22 protein-coding genes are annotated in these 21,781 nt (G+C 65.0%); 15 read left to right on the plus strand and 7 right to left on the minus strand.

Features of this window, described 5'->3' with window-relative positions:
* Window positions 1-72: 72 nt before the first annotated feature.
* The 9 genes from ACQY78_RS08410 (at window position 73) to ACQY78_RS08450 (ending at window position 6,668) form a co-directional block, all read left to right on the plus strand.
* Window positions 73-195: a hypothetical protein gene (locus ACQY78_RS08410; RefSeq protein ID WP_428684563.1), complete on the plus strand. Its 123-nt coding sequence runs from the start codon at window positions 73-75 to the stop codon at window positions 193-195.
* A 66-nt stretch (window positions 196-261) separates the two neighbouring features.
* Entirely contained in the window at window positions 262-507 is a 246-nt protein-coding gene (locus tag ACQY78_RS08415; RefSeq protein ID WP_428684565.1) for a hypothetical protein, read from the plus strand.
* Between the two features lie 68 nt (window positions 508-575).
* On the plus strand, window positions 576-1,022 hold the full coding sequence (locus tag ACQY78_RS08420) for a hypothetical protein (protein ID WP_428684567.1): 447 nt from the start codon (window positions 576-578) through the stop codon (window positions 1,020-1,022).
* A gap of 95 nt (window positions 1,023-1,117) precedes the next feature.
* Window positions 1,118-2,092: a protein-methionine-sulfoxide reductase catalytic subunit MsrP gene (gene msrP, locus ACQY78_RS08425; RefSeq protein ID WP_428684569.1), complete on the plus strand. Its 975-nt coding sequence runs from the start codon at window positions 1,118-1,120 to the stop codon at window positions 2,090-2,092.
* A gap of 72 nt (window positions 2,093-2,164) precedes the next feature.
* Window positions 2,165-3,136: a Bug family tripartite tricarboxylate transporter substrate binding protein gene (locus ACQY78_RS08430; RefSeq protein ID WP_428684571.1), complete on the plus strand. Its 972-nt coding sequence runs from the start codon at window positions 2,165-2,167 to the stop codon at window positions 3,134-3,136.
* Window positions 3,137-3,144: 8 nt separating this feature from the next.
* Window positions 3,145-3,906, plus strand: a complete 762-nt coding sequence (locus ACQY78_RS08435; RefSeq protein ID WP_428684573.1) for an enoyl-CoA hydratase/isomerase family protein — start codon at window positions 3,145-3,147, stop codon at window positions 3,904-3,906.
* A gap of 3 nt (window positions 3,907-3,909) precedes the next feature.
* The gene (locus ACQY78_RS08440; RefSeq protein ID WP_428684575.1) at window positions 3,910-4,248 is read left to right on the plus strand and encodes a DUF7508 domain-containing protein; all 339 of its coding nucleotides are present in this window, start codon (window positions 3,910-3,912) and stop codon (window positions 4,246-4,248) included.
* 129 nt (window positions 4,249-4,377) lie between these two features.
* On the plus strand, window positions 4,378-5,544 hold the full coding sequence (locus tag ACQY78_RS08445) for an acyl-CoA dehydrogenase family protein (protein WP_428684577.1): 1,167 nt from the start codon (window positions 4,378-4,380) through the stop codon (window positions 5,542-5,544).
* The gene (locus ACQY78_RS08450; RefSeq protein WP_428684579.1) at window positions 5,541-6,668 is read left to right on the plus strand and encodes a CaiB/BaiF CoA transferase family protein; all 1,128 of its coding nucleotides are present in this window, start codon (window positions 5,541-5,543) and stop codon (window positions 6,666-6,668) included. The genes ACQY78_RS08445 and ACQY78_RS08450 overlap by 4 nt, the downstream gene beginning before the upstream one ends.
* Here the strand turns inward: ACQY78_RS08450 and ACQY78_RS08455 are convergent.
* The 3 genes from ACQY78_RS08455 to trxB form a co-directional block, all read right to left on the minus strand.
* On the minus strand, window positions 6,665-7,543 hold the full coding sequence (locus ACQY78_RS08455; protein WP_428684581.1) for a DUF6492 family protein: 879 nt from the start codon (window positions 7,541-7,543) through the stop codon (window positions 6,665-6,667). The two genes, ACQY78_RS08450 and ACQY78_RS08455, sit on opposite strands and share 4 nt — an antisense overlap.
* A 362-nt stretch (window positions 7,544-7,905) precedes the next feature.
* A complete protein-coding gene (locus ACQY78_RS08460; RefSeq protein ID WP_425064563.1) occupies window positions 7,906-8,796 on the minus strand; it encodes a LysR family transcriptional regulator in 891 nt (296 codons plus the stop codon).
* Between the two features lie 29 nt (window positions 8,797-8,825).
* On the minus strand, window positions 8,826-9,797 hold the full coding sequence (trxB, locus tag ACQY78_RS08465; protein ID WP_428684584.1) for a thioredoxin-disulfide reductase: 972 nt from the start codon (window positions 9,795-9,797) through the stop codon (window positions 8,826-8,828).
* 177 nt (window positions 9,798-9,974) lie between these two features.
* Here trxB and ACQY78_RS08470 point away from each other — a divergent pair, with 177 nt between their 5' ends.
* The 3 genes from ACQY78_RS08470 (at window position 9,975) to ACQY78_RS08480 (ending at window position 11,488) form a co-directional block, all read left to right on the plus strand.
* The gene (locus tag ACQY78_RS08470; RefSeq protein WP_428684586.1) at window positions 9,975-10,454 is read left to right on the plus strand and encodes an Lrp/AsnC family transcriptional regulator; all 480 of its coding nucleotides are present in this window, start codon (window positions 9,975-9,977) and stop codon (window positions 10,452-10,454) included.
* Window positions 10,455-10,458: 4 nt separating this feature from the next.
* The gene (locus tag ACQY78_RS08475) at window positions 10,459-10,833 is read left to right on the plus strand and encodes a nuclear transport factor 2 family protein (protein ID WP_428684588.1); all 375 of its coding nucleotides are present in this window, start codon (window positions 10,459-10,461) and stop codon (window positions 10,831-10,833) included.
* Window positions 10,834-10,921: 88 nt separating this feature from the next.
* Window positions 10,922-11,488, plus strand: coding sequence for an inner membrane-spanning protein YciB (locus ACQY78_RS08480; protein ID WP_428684590.1), 567 nt, complete (start codon window positions 10,922-10,924; stop codon window positions 11,486-11,488).
* On the opposite strand, the gene greA is transcribed toward ACQY78_RS08480, so the two are convergent.
* The 3 genes from greA to carA all read right to left on the minus strand — a co-directional run bounded on the left by greA (window position 11,481) and on the right by carA (window position 16,487).
* On the minus strand, window positions 11,481-11,954 hold the full coding sequence (gene greA / locus ACQY78_RS08485) for a transcription elongation factor GreA (RefSeq protein ID WP_428684592.1): 474 nt from the start codon (window positions 11,952-11,954) through the stop codon (window positions 11,481-11,483). The genes ACQY78_RS08480 and greA overlap by 8 nt on opposite strands.
* A 93-nt stretch (window positions 11,955-12,047) precedes the next feature.
* The gene (gene carB, locus ACQY78_RS08490) at window positions 12,048-15,293 is read right to left on the minus strand and encodes a carbamoyl-phosphate synthase large subunit (RefSeq protein WP_428684594.1); all 3,246 of its coding nucleotides are present in this window, start codon (window positions 15,291-15,293) and stop codon (window positions 12,048-12,050) included.
* A gap of 9 nt (window positions 15,294-15,302) precedes the next feature.
* Window positions 15,303-16,487 (minus strand): glutamine-hydrolyzing carbamoyl-phosphate synthase small subunit, encoded by a 1,185-nt coding sequence (gene carA, locus ACQY78_RS08495; RefSeq protein WP_428684597.1) that lies wholly within the window; start codon window positions 16,485-16,487, stop codon window positions 15,303-15,305.
* Between the two features lie 223 nt (window positions 16,488-16,710).
* On the opposite strand from carA, the gene ACQY78_RS08500 reads away from it, so the two are divergent.
* From ACQY78_RS08500 to rpoD, 3 genes are all read left to right on the plus strand, one after another.
* On the plus strand, window positions 16,711-17,169 hold the full coding sequence (locus tag ACQY78_RS08500) for a GatB/YqeY domain-containing protein (RefSeq protein WP_428684599.1): 459 nt from the start codon (window positions 16,711-16,713) through the stop codon (window positions 17,167-17,169).
* 158 nt (window positions 17,170-17,327) lie between these two features.
* Window positions 17,328-19,205, plus strand: coding sequence for a DNA primase (gene dnaG, locus ACQY78_RS08505; RefSeq protein ID WP_428684601.1), 1,878 nt, complete (start codon window positions 17,328-17,330; stop codon window positions 19,203-19,205).
* Window positions 19,206-19,371: 166 nt separating this feature from the next.
* Window positions 19,372-21,393 (plus strand): RNA polymerase sigma factor RpoD, encoded by a 2,022-nt coding sequence (gene rpoD / locus ACQY78_RS08510; RefSeq protein ID WP_428684603.1) that lies wholly within the window; start codon window positions 19,372-19,374, stop codon window positions 21,391-21,393.
* 53 nt (window positions 21,394-21,446) lie between these two features.
* Here rpoD and ACQY78_RS08515 read toward each other — a convergent pair whose 3' ends face one another.
* Window positions 21,447-21,749 carry a hypothetical protein gene (locus ACQY78_RS08515; RefSeq protein ID WP_428684605.1) on the minus strand — a complete coding sequence of 101 codons (303 nt, stop codon included), beginning with the start codon at window positions 21,747-21,749 and terminating at the stop codon, window positions 21,447-21,449.
* Window positions 21,750-21,781: the final 32 nt, after the last annotated feature.

Genomic DNA, 21,781 nt, shown 5'->3' on the forward strand with positions numbered 1-21,781 from the left:
CGGCAGCCCTTCTCCGCCGGGGCCCGGTCTCTCATATTCGCCCTGTGGAATGGTTCCACGGGAGTGTTGTTCATGTTCAACAGAAGGTCTCTGATGGTGGGTGGCCTGGTGATGGCCGCCGCATCGTCACTGACCCGCGTCGCGAATGCCCAGTCTGGGCGCCCGACGCTGGTGTTCGTCGGCCACGAACTTTGAGGCGGCTGCAAGATCTGGCGTGCCCAGTCCGAGCCTGATTTCCTCAAGTCGGCCGCTTTCAAGAAGATGGACTATCAGGTCGTACATCCGGCCAATGCAGACCTCGTGATGGTCGAAGACAGCTGGCCCGCGCCGGCAAGACCCATCCGGGCCGCGTTCCTCGCAAGCGACGAGGGCAAGAAGAGCCCCAGCGCCACGCCACGCTTCATCCTGTTCCAGGACGGCAAGATCGTCCTCACCGTCACCGGCAACGGTGGCTGGAAGGACAAGATGTGGCCGATGATCCAGGAAGTGACCGCCACCAAGGCGTAGTTTCCGGCCGGGCGACGATGCAGCATATTGCCCTCGTGGGAGCCATCCACGAGGGGGAGACGTACTGGATGTTCAAGAGACGTAGCGTGATCACGGGCGGACTGTCGTCGGCCGCCGCGGCGATCCTGTCGCGCACCGCGGCCGCCCAGGGAACGGCGCGGAGCGCCAAGCCCATCCTGATCTTCGCCGGCGACGAGACGTCGGAGGCCTGCAAGATCTGGCGGACGCAGTGGGAGCCCCTGTTCAAGCAAGCCCCGGTCTTCCAGAAAATCGACTATCGCGTAGTGTTCCCGAAGACGCCGGCCCTCCTGCTGAAGCCCGCGAGCTGGCCTTCGGATCTGCGCTGGGTCCTCGACGCCTTCCTGATGAGCCAGGTCGGCGTCGAACAGGGCGCCGAGACGCCTCGCTTCTTCCTCATTCAGGGGGGACAGATCACCTTCACCGCCGTCGGCAACAGTGCCTGGCGCGACGTCATGTGGCCGACCCTGCTCGATGTGACCAATTCGCAGCCATAAGCCCGAGGGTCGCGTCACGGCCCAGTGAGCAGGGTTGATTTGCCGGACCGTCGCCCGGGCGCCATCTAGAGGCCGGGCGTAACAGGAGTGGGATCATGCTGATCAAGCGCACACGAGGCTGGGAACTGCCGGAGTCCAAGGCGACGCCGGAGAGCCACTATCTCAACCGGCGCGAGATGGTGCGGTCCATGGGGCTCGCGGCAGGACTGGGTGCGGCATCGCTGGCGCTGCCCGGTCTGGCGATGGCGCAGGACAAGTCGGCCGATCCGTCCGCCGGCCTGTATCCGGCCAAGCGCAACGACAAATATGGCGTGCCGACGCCGATGACGGCCGAGAAACTCGCCACCACCTACAACAACTTCTACGAATTCGGCACCGACAAGAGCATCTGGCGCGACGCCCAGAAGCTCGAAGTGCGTCCGTGGACCATCAAGGTCGACGGCATGGTCGAAAAACCCTTCGAGATCGGCATCGACGACCTGCTGGCAAAGGTGCAGCTCGAGGAGCGCGTCTATCGCCACCGCTGCGTCGAGACCTGGTCGATGATCGTGCCGTGGACGGGCTTCCCGGTGCGCTCGCTGGTCGAACTGTGCAAGCCGTTGAGCAGCGCCAAGTTCATCGTGATGAAGACCCTTTCCAAGCCCTCGGTGATGCGCGAACAGCGCGACCTCCTCTATCCCTGGCCCTACACCGAGGGGCTGGCCATGGACGAGGCGATGAACGACCTGGCCTTCATCGCGACCGGTCTCTACGGCAAGCCGATGCCCAAGCAGAACGGCGCGCCGCTGCGGCTCGTGGCGCCGTGGAAGTACGGCTTCAAGAACGTCAAATCGATCGTCAGCGTCGAGTTCACCGACAAGAAGCCCAAGACCTTCTGGGAAGGGCTGCAATCCAGCGAATACGGATTCTGGGCCAACGTGAACCCCGAGGTGGCGCATCCACGCTGGAGCCAGGCCAGCGAGAAGCCCCTGGGTAGCGATCAGCGCATCCCGACCCTGCTCTACAACGGCTATGCCGAATTCGTGGCCGGGCTGTACGCCGACCGCAAGGCGGAAAAGCTCTTCATGTAGCCCGCCCTCCTTTGCCTCGCCGCGCCGGGCCGCTAAAACGGATCCCGGCCGAACGAGGCCTTGGGAGGAAACGTGAAGCTCAACCGTCGTACGACCCTGGCGGGCGCCGCCGCACTGGCCGCAGGTTCGCTGTCCAGGGCCGCCTTCGCCCAGGCCTACCCCAACAAGCCGATCAAGATCGTCGTGCCCTTCGCGGCCGGCAGCGCCACCGACCTGACGGCGCGCGGCCTCGGCGCCAAGCTGCAGGAGATCCTGAAGCAGCCGATCGTCATCGAGAACAAGCCGGGCGCCAGCGGGCAGCTCGGTGCCTCTGCCGTCGCCACCGCACCGGCCGACGGCTACACGCTGATGATGGGCACGAACACGACGAACGCCGCCAACGGCGCCCTGTTCAAGAAGCTGAGCTACGACATCGAGAAGGACTTCGCGCCGATCATGCGCTGCGTGATGGGCGTCAACGCGCTGGTCGTGAACAACGACCTGCCGGTGAAGACGACCGTCGAGCTGGTGGACTACGCCAAGAAGAACCCCGGCAAGCTCAACTACGCCGAAGCCAGTGCCTCGCAGCGCCTCTCGGGCGAAATGTTCAATCAGCTCGCCGGCACCAAGATCGAGCGCGTGCCCTACAAGGCCAGTCCGCAGGCGCTGGGCGACGTGGCGTCGGGCCAGGTCCAGGTGATGTTCCCCGACCTGCCGCAGGCGCTGACCCAGATCGAGGCCGGCCGCGTGCGCGGGCTCGCGACCACCGGTCCCAAGCGCACGACGGTCACGCCCGACCTGCCGGCGATCGCCGAAGCCGTGCCGGGCTATTCGCTGGTCTACTGGCTGGCCGTGTTCGCGCCGGCCGCGACGCCCAAGGACGTCCAGAAGGTCCTGGCCGACGCGATCGCCGAAGCGCTGAAGGATCCGGCCACCGCCAAGGCGATGACGCAGGGCCGTATGGAGATCGCCCCGCTCGCCCTCGACGAGTTCGCCGCCTACGTGAAGAGCGAGACGGCCTGGTGGACCAAGGAGATCAAGGCCGCCGGCATCGAGCCGGAGTGAGGGGCGCCATGAACAAGGTCATCATCGAAAAAAGCGGCCCGGTCAAAACCATCTGGATGAACCGGCCGGAGAAGCGCAACGCGCTCGACAGTGGCCTGATGCGCGAGATGATCGAGGCGTTGCAGGCGCCGGTCGCGGCCGACGACCGTGTCGTGGTGATCCGCGGCAAGGGCGACGTGTTCTGCGCCGGCCTCGACATGGCGGAGCGGCGCGAGACCATCGGCGGCGGCAGTGCCAGCGGCATCGAGGTCATGTTGCGCGCCGTCGAGCTCTGCCCGCTGCCCGTCGTCGCGGTCGTCCATGGAGACGCCATCGCCGGCGGCAACGAGCTGGCGCTCCATTGCGATATCGTGGTGGCGAGCCAGAAAGCGCGTTTCGGCATGTCGCTGGCCCAGGTCGGCCTCGCCCCCAACTGGTTCCTGGCCAAGAAGCTGATGGAAGTGCTGGGGCCGGTCACGACCCGCGAGATGCTGCTGCTGGGCGATCCGCTGCCGTCGACCAAGCTTCATGCGCTGGGCCTGATCGCCCGCTGCGTGCCGGCCGACCAGCTCGAGGCCGAGGCCTCGAAGGTCGTCGACCGGCTGGCGGCCAACGCGCCGCTGTCGCTCAAGGCCATGAAGGCGCTCACGGTGAAGCAGCTCGAGTTCCGTGACGGCATCAAGCACGACGATGTCGACGCGCTCGTGCAGGCGGCGATGAAGAGTCAGGACGCGCAGGAAGGCATGAAGGCGCGGCTGGAGAAGCGCACCGCGAAGTTCGAGGGACGCTAGGCGATGTCGATCAGGCTCCGCCTCGACAAGCCGTGGCGGCCCCTGACCGCCGAAGAGATTGCCCGCCTGCCGGGCCAGCTCGGTATCTACCAGATCGCCGACGCTGCGGGCACCATGCTCTACATCGGCCAGGCCGGTGCCCGCGCGCCGTTCGGGTTGCGCAGCGAACTGCAGCGCGAACTCGCCGAGCGTGGTCCGGACTACCAGTTCCGTGTCGAAGTGAACCAGCAGTACCGCACGCGCTGGTTCGAGCTGCTGATGGTGCACCAGGCCGACCATGGCAGCCTGCCACCCGACAACGCCAAGAACCCGCCCCCGCTGGGACGGTTGAGCCCGAATTAGTATCGCTCCCCATTCATATGGGGAGGTGGCCGAAGGCCGGAGGGGTCATAGGTCAACGTCCGCCGCTTCCTGACCCCTCCGCCCCTTTGGGGCACATCCCCATTTGAATGGGGAGGAGAAAGGATTGTGATGGATTTCGAGCCCTCCGCAGAACAGCAGATGCTGATCGACCAGGTCCGTCGGTTCGTGCGCGAAGAGATCATTCCGCTCGAAGCCAGGCTCGACCCCGACGCCTCTGAACTCGATCCCGCCGATCATGCCCGGCTGGTCGAGAAGACCAAGGCGATGGGCCTGTTCGGCATCGACATCCCCAAGGAGTATGGCGGCCCCGACATCGACATCGTGACCCGCGTGCTGCTGGCCATCGAGATGGCGCAGCATCGCGCCGGGCTCTACGTGCCCTGCTACGGCACCTTCGGCGGCGCGGGCCTGGCGCAGATTTTCGAGGCCAACGACGACCAGAAGGAGCGCTACCTCTACCCGACCCTGCGCGGCGAGAAGAAGGCGTTCTTCGGCCTGACCGAGCCGTCGGGCGGCAGCGATCCCGCGCGCGCCATCCAGACGAAAGCCGAACGCAAGGACAATGGCTGGGTGCTGAACGGCGCCAAGATCTTCATCTCCAATGCCGATCGCGCGCAGTACGGCATCGTGTTCGCGCGAACCGATTCGTCGAAGGGCCGTGCAGGCATCACCTGCTTCATCATCGACAGCGATACGCCGGGCTTCCACGTGCGGAGGGTCGTCCACACGCTGCGCTCCTCGCACTACGCAACCGAGCTCGAGTTCAAGGATTGCTGGGTCAGCGACCACCAGGTGCTGGGCGAGGTGAACAAGGGCTTCGCGGTCGCCAACGACCGGCTGACGCGCCAGCGCATCCCCTATGCCGCCGGCTGCATCGGCGTCGCGATCGCCGCGCATGAAATGGCGATCGAGTGGGCCAAGATGCGTTCGACCTTCGGCGAGAAGCTGTCGCATCGGCAGGCCGTGCAATGGATGCTGGTCGACAACGAGATCGACATCCGCACGGCGAGGCACTTCACGCTGGAAGCGGCCGAGAAGGCGCGGCGTGGCCTGCCCTTCAAGATCGAGGCCTCGATCGCCAAGCTCACCGCCTCGGAAGGTGGCGGCAGGGTCGTCGACCGCTCGATGCAGATCCATGGCGGCATGGGCATGACCAAGGACCTGCCGCTGGAGCGCTGGTACCGCGAGATGCGCATTCGCCGGGTCGGCGAAGGCCCGAGCGAGGTGCAGCGCATGGTGATCGCGCGCGAGATCCTGGGGAGCAACCTGCGATGAGCGCTCCTTCCGGCCCTCTCGCGGGCATCAAGGTCATTGAGTTCGGCCAGAACCTGGCAGGCCCCTATTGCGGCCAGATCCTGGCCTTCCTCGGCGCCGAAGTGATCAAGGTCGAGCGACCGGAGGGCGACGATGCCCGCAAATGGGGTCCTCCCTTCGTCGAGGGCGATGCGACGGGCTTCATCGCGCTCAACCGCGGCAAGAAGTCGATCACCTGCGACCTCGCCGATCCGGCACAGCGCGAGGCGCTGATCGAGCGCATCGGGGCGGCCGACATCTTCGTGCACAATTTGCGCGCCGACGTGCCGGCCAAGTTCGGCTTCGACGGGGCCACGCTCACCAGACGCTTCCCGCGCCTGATCTATGCCGACCTCGGGGCCTTCGGCCATGCCGGCCCCTGGAAGGACCGGCCGGGCTACGAGCCGATCATCCAGGCCGTCGCCGGCCTGATCTCCCTCAATGGCGACCCGACCGGACCGGAGGCGCGCATCGGCGTCTCGATCATCGATCTGTCGACCGGCATGTGGACGGCGATCGGCGTGCTGGCGGCGCTGGCCCGGCGCACGGCCACCGGCCAGGGCAGCCTGGTGAACACGTCGCTATTCGAGAGCGGCCTGATGTGGGCCTCAAATCATGTCGCGGGATGGTCGGTGACCGGCAGGATGCCGCCGCGCCAGGGGACCGGCCATCCGTCTCTGACCCCGTATCAGGCGTTCGAGTGCAGCGACGGGCCGCTGATGATCTGCCCCGGCAACGACCGGCTCTGGCGCAAGTTCGCCGAGGCGCTCGGCCATCCAGAATGGCCGGACGAGGAGCGTTTCAGGACCAACGTCCAGCGCGCCGAGCGCCGCGAGCTGCTGCTGGGCATGATCGCCGATATCATGAAGGAGCATCCCCGGGCCCATTGGGCGGCGAAGCTCGATGCGCTGGGCGTGCCCAATGGCCCGCTGAACACCGTGCCTCAGGTCATGGAGCTCGCGCAGGTCGCGGCGCTGGCGATGTTCATGCAGCCCTATGCCGGATCGAATGCGCTGTTTCACGGGCTGCCGCTCAGCCTCGACGGCCAGCGGGCCGGAGGCATGGAAACCGCGCCGAAGATCGGCGAACACAACGGGAAGATCTAACCGGCGAAGCTCAGGCAATAGTCGCGCACCTGCTGCAGCGGAATGCGCGCGTGACTCTGCACGATGATGAACTTGCCGCCGGGGTCGGTGCCGTTGGGCAGCCGGACCAGTCGTTCGAAATCATCGGCGCCCCAGACGCAGGAGCGTTCGGAGAACAGCTGGACGTCGGACGTATAACAGGTGTCCCACTCGGCGTGATAATCGTAGAGCGTGCCGTTGATCTCGGCCGTGCTGGTGTAGAGCGAATACTCGGTCCACGGCACCTGCAGGGGCTTGCGGGCCTTCCACAGCAGCAGGGCCGTCATCGCGCTCAGCCGGGAGCCGCGGAGCCGCTCCAGGGTCTGCCGCGCCAGGTCGCCGTGCAGGATGTTCGGCGTGACCGAGAGACCATGCGATCTCGCATCGTAGGGGATCCCGATCACCTCCGACGCGCTCTGCCACCAATCGTGATGCTGCTTGGGCTCCCACCGAGACAGGGCCCGGTCGTATTGCACGAAGGTGCGCGAATCGAAGTCGCCGACGCAGCAGACGTCTGAGTCCAGCGTGAAGAAGCCCCCGAAGCCCAATACCGCCGGTACGTGCAATTTCACGATCTGTTGCCGGTACCAACCGGTCAGCCAGTAGAACGAACTGAAGGCGGGGAAGAAGTCACCCTCGCAGCGCACGGTCACTTCGATGTTGGGAAAGCGCGGCAGGTTTGAACGCAACAGGCCGGCGTCGCGATCCGGGGCGATGATCAGCAGTTCGAAGGGCTTGCTGTCCCGCCAGTGCTTGGCCAACGACTCGATCAGAAGTCCGGCACGCTCCAGATCGCCCAGGCGCATGATCTTGCGCAGGGCGAGCGGAAGGATTCCTTGTCTGATCTCAGAAAACATATGGGGCTACACTCTCCAAACTATATATGGGCATCGCCAACTCCATATCAATCGATAGGTTAAGTCGTAACCCTAGCCTCTCAGCGGCACATCGACCCATATCCGGAGGGTTAAATTCTCCCGTGGAGCAAAAAAAACGCCGGGCCCAAGGGCCCGGCGAGTCAAACAGGGAGGCTTCACGTCTGGGAGACGTGGGATCATGAGGATCCCGAGTTTCGAATCGATCAGCCAAAACCGGTCGTATCGAAAACCTGTATTCAACCTATGCCTCGTGGAGAGGATTGGTAGTGGTGAAGTTTTGGACACTGGCATGCGGCCTGCGCATGCCTTTCACCGACTATGCAATCCTGCGGGTCCAAACATCAAAAGCGGGTTTCCGCGACCTTCCGCAGCAGGAAATCCCGGAACACGGCGATGCGCTTGGAATGCCGCAACTCTTCCGGATAGGTGAAATATACATCGGTCGTCCGGACATTGAGGTCGGGCAGCAGCATCTCGATCTTGGTCGATTCACGGGCCAGGTAATCCGGCAGCGAGGCGATCCCAAGCCCGGACTCCACGGCACGGAAGATGCCGTAGGTGTTGTTCACCCGGAGAACCACGAGCCTGGGGTTCTGATCGGGGTTTCCTTCGCGAAGCAGCCAGTTCACGTCCTGGACCGGCGCGCGTGCGTCCTCGCCGAAGATGATCAGACGGTGCTGGTCGAGTTCGTCGATCGTGGTGGGCTTGCCATACTTCTGCACATAGTCGTGCGAAGCATAGACGTGACTGCGGACGGTCAGCAGATGGCGCTGCACCAACCCGGGCTGGCGCGGCATGACCATGCGGATAGCAACGTCGGCCTCGCGCATGCCGAGGTCGAGTTCGTTGTCGGACAGGACGAGGCTGACGTCGATCTCGGGATAGAGCGCGATGAACTCGTGCATCTGGGCGGTGAGCCAGGTCGAGCCGAACCCGACCGTCGCGTGAATCTTGAGTCGTCCGGCCGGCTTGTCCTGGTTGGCGCGCAGCAGCGCCTCGGCGGTATTGACCTTGGCGGCCATGTCGCGCGCCGTGCGGTAGAGCAGCTCGCCCTGCTCCGTCAGGATGAGGCCACGGGCATGGCGATGGAACAGCATGACTCCAAGCTGCTCCTCAAGCGCGCCGATCTGGCGCGAGATCGCCGACTGGCTGAGCTTCAGCGACTCGCCCGCATGCGTGAAGCTGCCGGCATCCGCCACGGCCTGGAAAATCCGCAGCTTGTCCCAGTCCATTTCATTCCTCCCCTGTCCACGCCCGCCGACTACTCGGCCGCCTCTGCGTGGCGCGCCTCCTGTCCCGCCAGCCACTTCTCGGCCTCGAGCGCGGCCATGCAGCCCGTTCCCGCCGCCGTCACGGCCTGCCGGAAGACCTTGTCCTGTACGTCGCCCGCGGCGTAGATCCCCTCGATGTTGGTCGCCGTGGAATCCGGCCTTGTGATCAGGTAGCCCTCGCCGTCCATCTCGAGCTTGCCCTTGAACAGCTCTGTATTGGGCGAATGGCCGATCGCCACGAAGAACCCGTCGGCATTGAGGTCCTGCACCGCACCCGTCTTGACGTTGCGCAGGCGCGCGCCGGTGACGATCGGCGCCGGCGTCTTCTCACCGAGCACCTCGTCGACCACGTGGTCCCAGACGACGCTGACCTTGGGGTTCTTGAACAGGCGATCCTGAAGGATTCTCTCCGCGCGGAAACTGTCGCGGCGATGGACCAGCGTCACCTTGGACGCATGGTGGGTCAGGTAAAGCGCCTCCTCGACCGCGGTATTGCCGCCGCCGACCACGATCACTTCCTTGTTGCGGAAGAAGAAACCGTCGCAGGTCGCGCAGGCCGACACGCCGCCTCCGCGAAAGGTCTCCTCGCTGGGCAGGCCCAGCCACTTTGCCGTGGCGCCGGTGGCGATGATGAGGGAATCGGCCTCGTAGCGGTCTCCGGAATCGCCCAGGCAGACGAACGGCCGCCGCGTCACGTCGACCTCCACGATCGTGTCGAAGAACATCTGCGTGCCGACATGTTCGGCCTGTTTCTGCATCTGTTCCATGAGCCACGGACCCTGGATGACGTCCGCGAACCCCGGATAATTTTCGACATCGGTCGTGATCGTGAGCTGGCCGCCCGGCTGGATGCCCTGCACCAGCATGGGCTTCAGACTGGCGCGGGCGGCATAAATCGCCGCCGTGTAGCCCGCCGGGCCGGAGCCTAGGATCATTACCTTGCTTCGGTGAGTTTCTGCCATGTCCGCTCCGCATCCCGCCAACCGCATATCTTCGACATATATGCAAACCTCCTCTGAGTTGCACGGCCAGAAGTCGATTTCACACGCAATTGTTCACAGCCAATTGACGAATCCTCGCAACTTTATTGCTCGCTCGGCATGGTTCTGGCATAGACCGCGCCCAACGGAGGAATACTGATGGCTCGGGCCAAGCTCGATCGAATTGACCGGCGAATTCTCAGCGACCTGCAATCCAATGGACGCATGACCAACGTCGAACTCGCCGAGCGGGCCGGCATTTCGGCGCCGCCCTGTCTGCGCCGTGTGCGCGCGCTGGAGCGCGCCGGAATCATCAAGGGATACCATGCGGAACTGAGCCCCGAGGCGCTGGGCTACAGCGTGTCCGTGTTCGCCCTGGTGGGACTAAACAGCCAGGCCGAGGCCGACCTCAAGGCGTTCGAGGCGCTGATCGCCAATTGGGACGAGGTCCGCGAATGCCACATGCTGGCCGGCGAGGCCGACTTCCTGCTCAAGATCGTGGCCGAGACCTGGGACGACTATCAAAAGTTCCTGACCACGCGCCTCACCTCGGCCCCCAATGTCAGCCATGTGAAATCCATGATGGTGTTCCGGACCGCGAAGGAAGTGCCCGGAGTGCCGATCTCGACGGAAGCGTGAAACGATGACTGACGACGTCACCTTCGAAATCCTGCACCGCGTTGCCGACGCCTTTGCCCGGCGCGACGTCGACGGAATCGTCGAGTCGTTTGCCGAGGACGGCGAATTCCGCAACGCCAAGGGTCCCGACTATTGGGGCCAGAGTTTCAAGGGCAAGGCGGCGATCCGCAGCTATTTCGAGCCGCTGTTCGCCAATACCGGCGACGTGAAGTGGGTTCACACGAACGAATTCATCTGCGGCGACCGGGCGGTGACCGAATGGCACCGGACCGCGACGCTGGTCAGCGGCGAACGCCAGGAATGGCTGGGCTGCGACCTCGACACCTTCCGCCGCGGCCTCATCGTGATGAAGGACACCTACATCAAGGTGGTCGTCTAACGCGCAAGATGCCCTTGCGGGGAACACCGTGTATTGATAGCGTGCTTTAAATACACGGCGTTGTCGAAAAGACTGAAGGTCGCGAGCCATGAGGAATCTCTTCCAGGCTTCCAAGGTCCTGCTGCTCGACCTGGCGTCGACGCTGCTCTTCCTCGCCGTCTATGCGATCACCGGCAATCTCTTCCTCGCCGTGGGACTCGGCATGGCGCTGGGCATCGGCCAGATCGGCTGGCAGCTCGCCCGCAGGCAGCGCGTCGAGGCACTGCAGTGGCTCAGCCTGGTCATCATCTTCGCGTCGGGGACGGCGACGTTCCTGACCGACGATCCGCTCTTCATCATGATGAAGCCCAGCATCATCTACGTGATCGTCGGCATGGTCATGCTGAAGCGCGGCTGGATGACCCGCTACCTGCCGCCGATCGCGCAGGCGACCGTTCCCGACCTTGCCGTCACCTTCGGCTATGTCTGGGCAGGGCTGATGTTCTTCTCGGCCGTGCTCAACATCGCGCTTGCCCTGACGCTCGACGTCACGAGCTGGGCAGCCGTGAAGTCGATCTGGGCGATCGGCAGCAAGCTTGGCCTGTTCGGGATCCAGTACGCGGTCATGAAGTCGACCGGCATCCGCCGGGCACGCGCCATGATGGCGGCTAGTTGAACTGCACGCCCACCACTTCGTACGACTTGCCGCCGCGCGGCGTCTGGACTTCGACCCGGTCGCCGACCGTCTTGCCGATCAACGCCCGCCCGATCGGCGAGGTGACGGAGATGCGGCCCTTGGTGAGGTCGGCCTCGTAGGGACCGACGATCTGGTACTTCACCTTCTCGTCGGTATCCTCGTCGGCGAGGCGCACGATGGCGCCGAACTTCACGACCTTGCCGGTCAGCTTCGAGAAGTCGATCACCTCGGTGCGCGAGATGATGTCCTCGAGCTCGGCGATACGCCCCTCGATGAAGCTCTGCTTCTCGCGCGCGGACGTGTACTCGGCGTTCTCCGAGAGATCGCCATGCTCGCGCGCCGTTGCGATGGCCTTGATGATCGCCGGACGCTCGACGCTCTTCAGCACTTTCAGTTCGCCTTCGAGGCGCTGTAGCCCCTCGGCTGTCATGGGAATACGTTCCATCGCCAAATCGTCCTTGATCAGTCGTACGGCGTCAACGCCGAACGCACCCCGAAACGGGTTGCCGCACGGCAAGTTGCAGGAAAGACCGCCCGGTTAAAAGGCGGTCTTGAAGTAGGATTGCAGGGGCGCCACGTCGAGGCCACCTTGCTTGACTGCGGCAATGCCCTCGACCGCCGCCTTGGCACCGGCGACCGTCGTATAATAGGCGATCTTGTGCATCAGGGCGGTGCGCCGGAGCGTGAAGCTGTCGGTCAGGGCGCTCGCGCCTTCGACCGTATTGAAGACGAGCTGCACCTTGCCGTCCTTCATCAGGTCGACGATATGCGGCCTGCCTTCCAGCACCTTGTTGACCTGCTGCGCCTCGATCGAATGCTTGCGCAGGAACTCCGCCGTGCCGCGGGTCGCCACGACCTTGAAGCCCAGTTCGATCAGCCGCTTCAAGGGTTTCACCATCGCCGGCTTGTCCTGGTCCTTGACCGAGACGAACACCGCGCCCTCGACCGGCACTTTGCTGCCGGCGCCGAGCTGCGACTTGGCGAAGGCGCGCCCGAAATCCATGTCGAGGCCCATGACCTCGCCAGTCGAGCGCATTTCCGGACCGAGGATGATGTCGACACCGGGGAAGCGCGCGAAGGGGAATACCGCCTCCTTGACCGCGATGTGCTTACCCTTGGTCTTCTTGATGCCAAGCGACTTCAGCGCTTCGCCGGCCATCAGGCGGGCCGCGAACTTGGCGATCGGCTGGCCGGTCGCCTTGGCGACGAACGGCACCGTGCGGCTGGCGCGCGGATTGACCTCAAGGACGTAGACCTCGCCGTCCTTGACGGCGAACTGCACATTCATGAGGCCCACGACATGCAGCGCCTTGGCCATCGCCTCGGTCTGGCGCTCGATCTCGGCAAGGATCTTGGCCGACAGCGAATACGGTGGCAGCGAGCAGGCCGAGTCGCCGGAATGGATTCCCGCCTCCTCGATATGCTCCATGATGCCGGCAACGAACACGTTCTGGTCCTTGTCGGCCAGGGCGTCGACATCGACCTCGATGGCATCTCGCAGATAGGAGTCGATCAGCACCGGATTGCTGCCCGAGACCTTCACGGCATCGCGCATGTAGCGTTCGATGGCGGCGCGATCGTAGACGATCTGCATCGCGCGTCCGCCCAGCACGTAGGACGGGCGGATGACGACCGGATAGCCGATCTTCTCGGCAATCTCGATCGCCTTCTCCTGCGATGTCGCCGTGCCGTTGTCGGGCTGGCGCAGCTTGAGCTCGTGGATCAGCTTCTGGAAGCGCTCGCGGTCCTCGGCCAGATCGATAGCGTCGGGCGAGGTGCCCAGGATCGGAATCCCCGCGGCTTCGAGAGGCTTGGCGAGCTTGAGCGGCGTCTGGCCGCCGAACTGCACGATCAGGCCCATCAGCTCGCCGTTGCGGCGCTCGACCTCGACCAGCTCGATCACGTCCTCGGCGGTCAGCGGCTCGAAATAGAGCCGGTCGGCGGTGTCGTAGTCGGTCGACACCGTCTCGGGGTTGCAGTTGACCATGATGGTCTCGTAGCCGGCGTCCCGCAGCGCGTAGACGGCATGGACACAGCAATAGTCGAACTCGATGCCCTGGCCGATGCGGTTCGGACCACCGCCCAGGATGATGACCTTGCGCCGATCGGTCGGCTGCGCCTCGCATTCGGCGGGGCGCACGCCATCACCCTCGTAGCAGGAGTAGAGATAGGGCGTGCGCGACTCGAACTCGGCGGCGCAGGTGTCGATGCGTTTGAAGACCGGCCGCACGCCGAGAGCGCGGCGCTTCTTGGCCACGTCGCCGGCGTCCTGCTTCGTGAGTTCGCCCAGCCGCTCGTCGGAGAAGCCCTTCTTCTTGAGATCGAAGAACGCCTTGGCGTCCTTCGGCAGGCCGTCCTTGCGCACGCTCGCCTCGATCGCGACGAGCTGCTCGATCTGGCGCAGGAACCAGGGCTCGTACTTCGACGCCTGGGCGATCTCTTCCACGTTCAGGCCGTAACGGAACGCCTGGGCGATCACGAGGATGCGGTCGGGAGTCGGCCGCGCCAGCGCGCCCACGATGGCGGACTTGTCGGGCGCGCCCTTGATTTCGATCTCGTTCAGGCCGGTCAGGCCGGTCTCCATCGACCGCAGCGCCTTCTGCAGCGACTCCTGGAAGGTCCGGCCGATCGACATGGCCTCGCCGACGCTCTTCATCGACGTGTTAAGCAGCGGCTCCGCGCCGGGGAACTTCTCGAAGGCGAAGCGCGGCATCTTGGTCACGACATAGTCGATCGTCGGCTCGAACGACGCCGGCGTCTCGCCGGTGATGTCGTTCAGGAGCTCGTCGAGCGTGTAGCCAACGGCAAGCCGGGCGGCGACCTTGGCGATCGGGAAGCCCGTTGCCTTGGACGCCAGGGCCGACGATCTCGACACGCGCGGATTCATCTCGATCACGACCATGCGACCAGTCGCCGGATCGACGGCGAACTGCACGTTCGAGCCGCCGGTATCGACGCCGATCTCGCGCAGGCACGCGATCGAGGCGTCGCGCATGATCTGGTATTCCTTGTCGGTGAGCGTCAGTGCCGGGGCGACGGTGACGGAATCGCCGGTATGTACGCCCATCGGATCGACGTTCTCGATCGAGCATATGATGATGCAGTTGTCGTTGCGGTCGCGCACGACCTCCATCTCGTACTCTTTCCAGCCGAGCACGGATTCCTCGACCAGCACTTCGCCGACCGGCGAGGCATCGACGCCGCCCTGCACGATCTCGAAATACTCATCGCGATTGTAGGCGATGCCGCCGCCGGTGCCGCCCAGCGTGAAGGACGGGCGGATGATCGCCGGGAGGCCGACCCGGTCGAGCGCGCTCGCCGCCTCTTCGCGATTGTGCACGACCTCGCTCTTCGGGCATTCGAGCCCGATCTTGGTCATGGCGTCGCGGAACAGCAGCCGATCCTCGGCCTTGTCGATTGCCTCGGCATTGGCGCCGATCAGTTCGACGCCATACTTCTCGAGCCGCCCGTCGCGATGCAGCGACATCGCCGTGTTCAGCGCCGTCTGGCCACCCATGGTCGGCAGGATGGCGTCGGGCTTTTCCTTCTCGATGATGCGCGCCACGAAGTCGGGCGTGATCGGCTCGATATAGGTGGCGTCGACCAGGCCCGGATCGGTCATGATCGTGGCCGGGTTGGAGTTGATCAGGATGACGCGATAGCCCTCATCCTTCAGCGCCTTGCAGGCCTGGACGCCGGAATAGTCGAACTCGCAGGCCTGACCGATGACGATCGGGCCGGCGCCGATGACGAGGATGCTCTTGATGTCAGTGCGCTTGGGCATGATTACCTGTCACTTGCCCTTGCTCGCGTCGATCATCTCGACGAACCGGTCGAAGAGATAATGACTGTCGGTCGGGCCGGGCGAAGCTTCGGGGTGATACTGGACCGAGAAGGCCGGCTTGTCGGTGCAGCGCAGGCCTTCGTTGATGCCGTCGAACAGGGAGACATGCGTCACCTCGGTGTTCTCGGGCAGCGATTCGGGGATGACGCAGAAGCCGTGGTTCTGCGACGTGATCTCGACCTTGCCGGTGGTCAGGTCCTTGACCGGCTGGTTGGCGCCGCGGTGGCCGCGCTCCATCTTGCGCGTCTTGCCGCCGAGCGTGAGGGCCAGGATCTGGTGCCCGAGGCAGATGCCGAACAGCGGCACTTTCTTGTCGAGCACGGCCTGGATGGCGGGCGAGGCATAGACCGCCGTCGCCGCCGGGTCGCCCGGGCCGTTGGACAGGAAGACGCCGTCGGGCTTGTGGCGCAGGATGTCCTCGGCCGTGGCCGTCGCCGGCACGACCGTGACCTTGCACCCGGTATTGGCGAGGCAGCGCAGAATGTTGCGCTTGGCGCCGTAGTCGACCGCGACGACATGATACTTGGGGTTGGTGAGCTTGCCGTAGCCCTTGCCCAGGGCCCACTTGGTCTCATCCCAACTGTAGGTCTGCTTGGTGGTGACCTCGAGGGCCAGGTCCATGCCGTCGAGTCCCGGCCAGTCCAGCGCGATCTGGCGCATCTTCGGGATGTCGAACTTGCCGTCCGGCGCATGCACCACGACGCCGTTAGGCGGGCCGCCGTCGCGGATGCGCCGCGTGATGGCGCGCGTGTCGACGTCGCAGATACCCGGCAAATTGTGGCTCTTCAGCCAGTCGTTGAGCGGCTTCACGGAGCGCCAGTTGGCGGGCTCGGTGATGTCGCCGCGCAGGACCACCGCGCGGGCTGCCGGCGTGATCGTCTCGATATCCTCGAGATTGGTGCCGACATTGCCGATGTGCGGAAAGGTGAAAGTGATGATCTGGCCGGCATAGGAGGGATCGGTGATGATCTCCTGGTACCCGGTCATCGAGGTGTTGAAGCAGACCTCGCCCACGGCATGGCCGGCGGCGCCCACTCCCTTGCCCCAGAAGACCGTGCCGTCGGCCAGCACCAGCGCGGCCGTGGCCCAACGCGGCGCGGCGTCGTTGGCGCCGGCGGTCTTAGGTGAAGTCATGATAAATTAGTCCGTTCCGTGCCCGCACGGACTTGCCCCGGACCCGGTATGGGCGAGGCGATCGGCGAGCCGGGCGGTTTGTAACCAAGCCGCCGCAGAGGGTCAAGGCGCCGAAGGCAGCCAATTTCTAAGCTATTTCAATAACTTATTTGCTTTGCCAACAGCGGGCGAGACGATTAGTTTCCGCCGCTTGGGCATATGGCCAACCAGTAGGACTGAAGCGATGCTGCGCGAAAAGCTGACGGAAGCGATGAAAGACGCCATGCGCGCCAAGGATCAGGCCGCGCTGGGCACGATTCGGCTCATCCTGGCGAAGCTCAAGGACGCCGATATCGCCGCCCGCACAGAGGCCAGCCGCGACGGCGTAGCCGACGACAGGATTCTGTCGCTGATGCAGGGCATGATCAAGCAGCGCAACGAGTCGATTGCCCTCTACGAAAAAGGCAATCGCGCCGACCTGGCCGACAAGGAGAAGGCCGAGATCGCCGTGATCGAGCGCTTCCTGCCGCAGCAGATGGACGAGGCCGCGGTCGAGGCCGCCGTGCGCGAGGCGATTGCCGCCGCCGGTGCCACCTCGGTGAAAGACATGGGCGGCGTGATGGCTACCCTTAAGGGCAAGTACGCCGGCCAGATGGACTTCGCCAAGGCGTCAGCCGCCGTGAAGAAGGCTCTCGCCGGCTAGCGCTCCGCGCTAGACGGCGCGGGCGGCAGCGCCTTCTGAGGCGCGAGAGCCCGCACAGCGCAGAAAAGACAAGAACTCCTCGCTCCCAGCGTCCGCGCTTCGTAACGATCCCCGCTATCCCCTATGGCGTGGCATCGGTCCGGGGGCCATCTTAGGGGATGGCGTTCCCTCCCGGCTTCCTCGACGAATTGCGCGCGCGCCTCAGCCTGTCCGACATCGTCGGCCGGAAGGTGTCGCTAAAGCGCCGCTCGGGTGCCGAGTACGCAGGCCTCTGCCCCTTCCACAATGAGAAGACCCCGTCCTTCACGGTCAACGACAAGAAGGGCTTCTTCTATTGTTTCGGCTGCCACGAGAAGGGCAGCGCCATCGACTTCGTCATGAAGACGGAGGGACTCTCCTTCCCTGAAACGGTGGAGAAGCTCGCGCGAGAAGTGAACCTGCCGGTTCCCGTCGCCACCCCGGCCGAGCGTGAACGGGCCGACCGGGCTTCCACCCTTCAGCAGGTCGTGGAAATGGCGGCTCAGTGGTTCCAGAAGCAGCTTCGCCTGCCGGTCGGTCGCCAAGGACTGGACTATCTGCGCGGACGCGGCCTTTCCGACACGACGATCGACGACTTCCGCCTGGGGTTTGCGCCCGATTCGCGTGACGGGCTCCTCGCCGCCCTGAAACGCGAGAACGTCCCCATCGAGAAGATCGTCGAGGCTGGGCTCGCCATCCAGCCGGAGGACCGGCGCGATCCCTACGACCGGTTCAGGGGCCGCGTGATGTTCGTCATCAACGACCGCCGCGGCCGCGCCATCGCCTTCGGGGGACGCGTCATGGGCACCGGCGAGCCCAAGTACCTGAATTCCCCGGAGACGCCGCTCTTTCACAAGGGCGCCAATCTCTACTGCCTCGACCGGGCCCGGCAGGCCGTGACCAAGGACCAGCCGGTGATCGTGGCCGAAGGCTACATGGACGTGATCGCGCTGCACGGTGCGGGCTTCATCGGCGCCGTGGCGCCGCTCGGCACGGCCCTTACCGAAGGACAGCTGGGCGAACTCTGGAAACTGGCCGACGAGCCCTATCTCTGCTTCGATGGCGACAACGCCGGACGGCGGGCCATGTCCCGCGCGGCCGAACGGGCTCTGCCCCTGCTGCGTCCCGGCAAGAGCCTGCGCTTCCTTACCCTGCCGGCCGGCGAGGATCCCGACAGCCTGATCCGCAGCCGCGGTCCGGACGCGGTGCAGCGCACCCTCGACCTCGCCCGCCCCCTCTCGGACGTGGTGTGGGATCTGGAAATCGAAGGCAAGCCGGCCGACACGCCCGAGCGCCGGGCAAGCCTGCAACAGAGCGTCGAGCAGCGGGTGGCCGAGATCGCCGATCCGGTCGTGCGCGACTACTACCGCACCGAGATGCGAAACCGGTTGAACCGGATGCGCCGGCCCGAGGCCCCCGCCTGGCAGCCTGGAAAGTTCCGCAAGCCCTTCCGACGTCCCGGCGACCCCGAACCCGCGCCCTTCGCGGCCGGTTCGGCGGCCCGCCGCTCGGGCCAGGATCTCGATGCCTCCCGCCAGGAGTGGGGCTTGCTGGGGGCCCTGATCGAGCGGCCGGCTCTGCTCCACATCCTGGCCGAGGACCTGGCCTCCCTGCCGATCACCAGCCCCGACCTGAGCCGGCTGCGCAGCGGGCTTCTGGATGCTCTCTCGCTGGTGCCGTCCGGGGTGGACCCAGCGGCGGATGACGCGGCGGGCGATCCCTCCCTAGAGGCCGAACTGATCGGACAGCACCTCCAGAGGATGGGCCTCGCGCAGCTGGCAGCCTCGGCCCAGGCCAAGGCCCGGGAAGCCTTTCGCGACGATCCCACGGAGGCGGACGGCTGGGTCGGCCAGTGGCGCCGGGCCGCCCGTCACGCCAGCCATCTCCGGACCGACCCCGAGGAGCTCAAGCGGGCGGAGGAAGCCCTTGCAGAGGACATGTCCGAGGAGAATTTGCGGCGACTTCACGCCATTCTGGACCGAATGCGGCGGGAAAGCCTCGAATCCAATGCCCTGTAGCCGGAGCGCGCAGATTCAGGGTCTTGCCCCTATCGCTGCTTGCACTGAAGCCCCATATAGTAGAAGGGTAGTTTTTGCGGGGCCGCCCTCCCGCCTCCCCTTCTTGCAGCCAAATAACGGCCCTTTGGCCGTTTTATCTGTTTGTCGCACCCAAGGATTTGAGTAAATGGCGACCAAAACCGCGACCGTAGTGCAACCCGAAGCCGCCGACGCCCGGGAGGAGGGTCCGGATGCCCCCCTGCTCGACTCGCTCGGGGCCGAGCTCAAGAAGCTCGTCCAGAAGGGCAAGGAGCGCGGCTACGTCACCTATGACGAGCTGAACGCCGCCCTGCCGCCCGACGAAGTGTCCTCCGAGCAGATCGAGGACACGATGGCGATGCTGTCCGAGGCCGGGGTCAATGTCGTCGAGGCCGAGGAGCCGGAAGATACCGCCTCTGCCACGCAGGCCGAGCCCGCCAAGACGGCAGTCGTCGCGGCTGAGGCAACTGGTGAAGACGAAGAGCTGGGTCGTACGGACGATCCGGTCCGCATGTACCTGCGCGAGATGGGCAGCGTCGAGCTGCTGAGCCGCGAGGGCGAGATCGAGATCGCCAAGCGCATCGAGGCCGGCCAGGACAAGATGATCGGCGGCATCTGCGAAAGCCCGATGACGATCACGGCGCTGCTGCATTGGCGCGACGCGATCAACGAAGGCCGCATTCTGCTGCGCGACGTGATCGACCTTGAGGCGACGCAGGGCGGCGGCGCCCCCGGCGAAGGCAAGGGCGTGAATGCCGCCCCTCCCACTCCCGCCGCTCCCCCGATGCCGCGCCCGGCGTCGATGCCGAAGCTGGTGCGGCCGGCCGCGCCTGGGGTGAACGGAGAAGCGGCTGGCGAAGCCCCGGCGGCGGAAGCCGGTGAAGAGGACGACGAGAACGCGCTCTCGCTGTCGGCGCTCGAGGAGAAGCTGAAGCCCGAGGTCCTGCGCACCCTCACCAAGATCTACAAAGTCTACATCGAGATGTCGAAGGTGCAGAACCGGCGCCTGTCGACGCTCGCCCGCGGCCAGAAGCCCAGCGCCGAGTTCGAGAAGAGCTACGAGAAGCATCGCAAGAAGATCGTCGAGCTGGTGCGGACGGTGCACATCAATGCCGCCCGCATCGAGCAGCTCAAGCTCTCCCTCTACGACCTCAACCGCAAGCTGATGACGCTCGAGGGCAAGCTGCTGCGCACGGCGGAGAGCTTCCGCATCTCGCGGCAGGACTTCCTCGACAATTACTTCACGCACGAGATCGACCCCAACTGGCTCGAGAAGGTCGGCAAGCTGTCGGGCCGGGGCTGGAAGGACTTCGCCAAGAAGCGCGGCCCCGAGATCGAGAAGATCCGGTCCGAGATCAAAGACATCTCCGATCACTGCGGCGCGCCGATCTTCGAGTTCCGCCGCATGTGCAAGACCGTCCAGGACGGCGAGCGCGAGATGATGCGGGCGAAGAAGGAAATGATCGAGGCCAACCTGCGCCTCGTGATCTCCATCGCCAAGAAGTACACCAACCGCGGCCTGCAGTTCCTGGACCTCATCCAGGAAGGCAACATCGGCCTGATGAAGGCGGTCGACAAGTTCGAGTACCGCCGCGGCTACAAGTTCTCGACCTACGCCACGTGGTGGATCCGCCAGGCCATCACGCGCTCGATTGCCGATCAGGCGCGCACCATCCGTATCCCGGTGCACATGATCGAGACCATCAACAAGCTCGTCCGCACGAGCCGCCAGATGCTGCATGAGATCGGCCGCGAGCCGCAGCCCGAGGAGTTGGCCGAGAAGCTCGGCATGCCGCTCGAGAAGGTGCGCAAGGTCCTGAAGATCGCCAAGGAGCCGATCAGCCTCGAGACGCCGATCGGCGACGAGGAGGATAGCCATCTCGGAGACTTCATCGAGGACAAGAACGCCGTCATCCCGCTTGAGGCGGCGATCCAGGGCAATCTCCGCGAGAGCACGACGCGGGTGCTTGCGACGCTCACGCCGCGCGAGGAGCGCGTGCTGCGCATGCGCTTCGGCATCGGCATGAATACCGACCACACGCTCGAGGAAGTCGGCCAGCAGTTCTCGGTTACCCGCGAGCGTATCCGTCAGATCGAAGCCAAGGCGCTGCGTAAGCTGAAGCACCCGAGCCGCTCGCGCATGCTGCGCAGCTTCCTCGACGAGGGCTGAGCCAGACCGAGATCGGAGATTTAAAGCCGGGGCATGTCCCCGGCTTTTTCATGTCACTCGCGATCGGCGATCCGCACCAGAGACGGCAGCAGACCGCTCACCGTCATGTTGAGCTGGCGAACCTCCTCCAGCACGGCCGAGAGGTTCTCCTGAACGGACGCACAGTGGCGCGACGCTTCGTTGCGGGCGTCGTCCAGCCCCGGATCGATCGCATAGGGATGACCGAGGGCGCGCCCGCATTCCAAGAGCACACCCAGCAGCGCCGCCGGCGACTCCGCCGTCTGCCCGGGACGCACGAAATCGCGGGTCGCATGCTCGATCCGCTCCAACGCCGTGACAAGACCATCGACTTCCATGGGAGTCTCCTCGGCCGACAACGGGGACGCTG

This window comes from Reyranella sp., from assembly GCF_965279625.1.
Taxonomy (GTDB): Bacteria; Pseudomonadota; Alphaproteobacteria; order Reyranellales; family Reyranellaceae; genus Reyranella.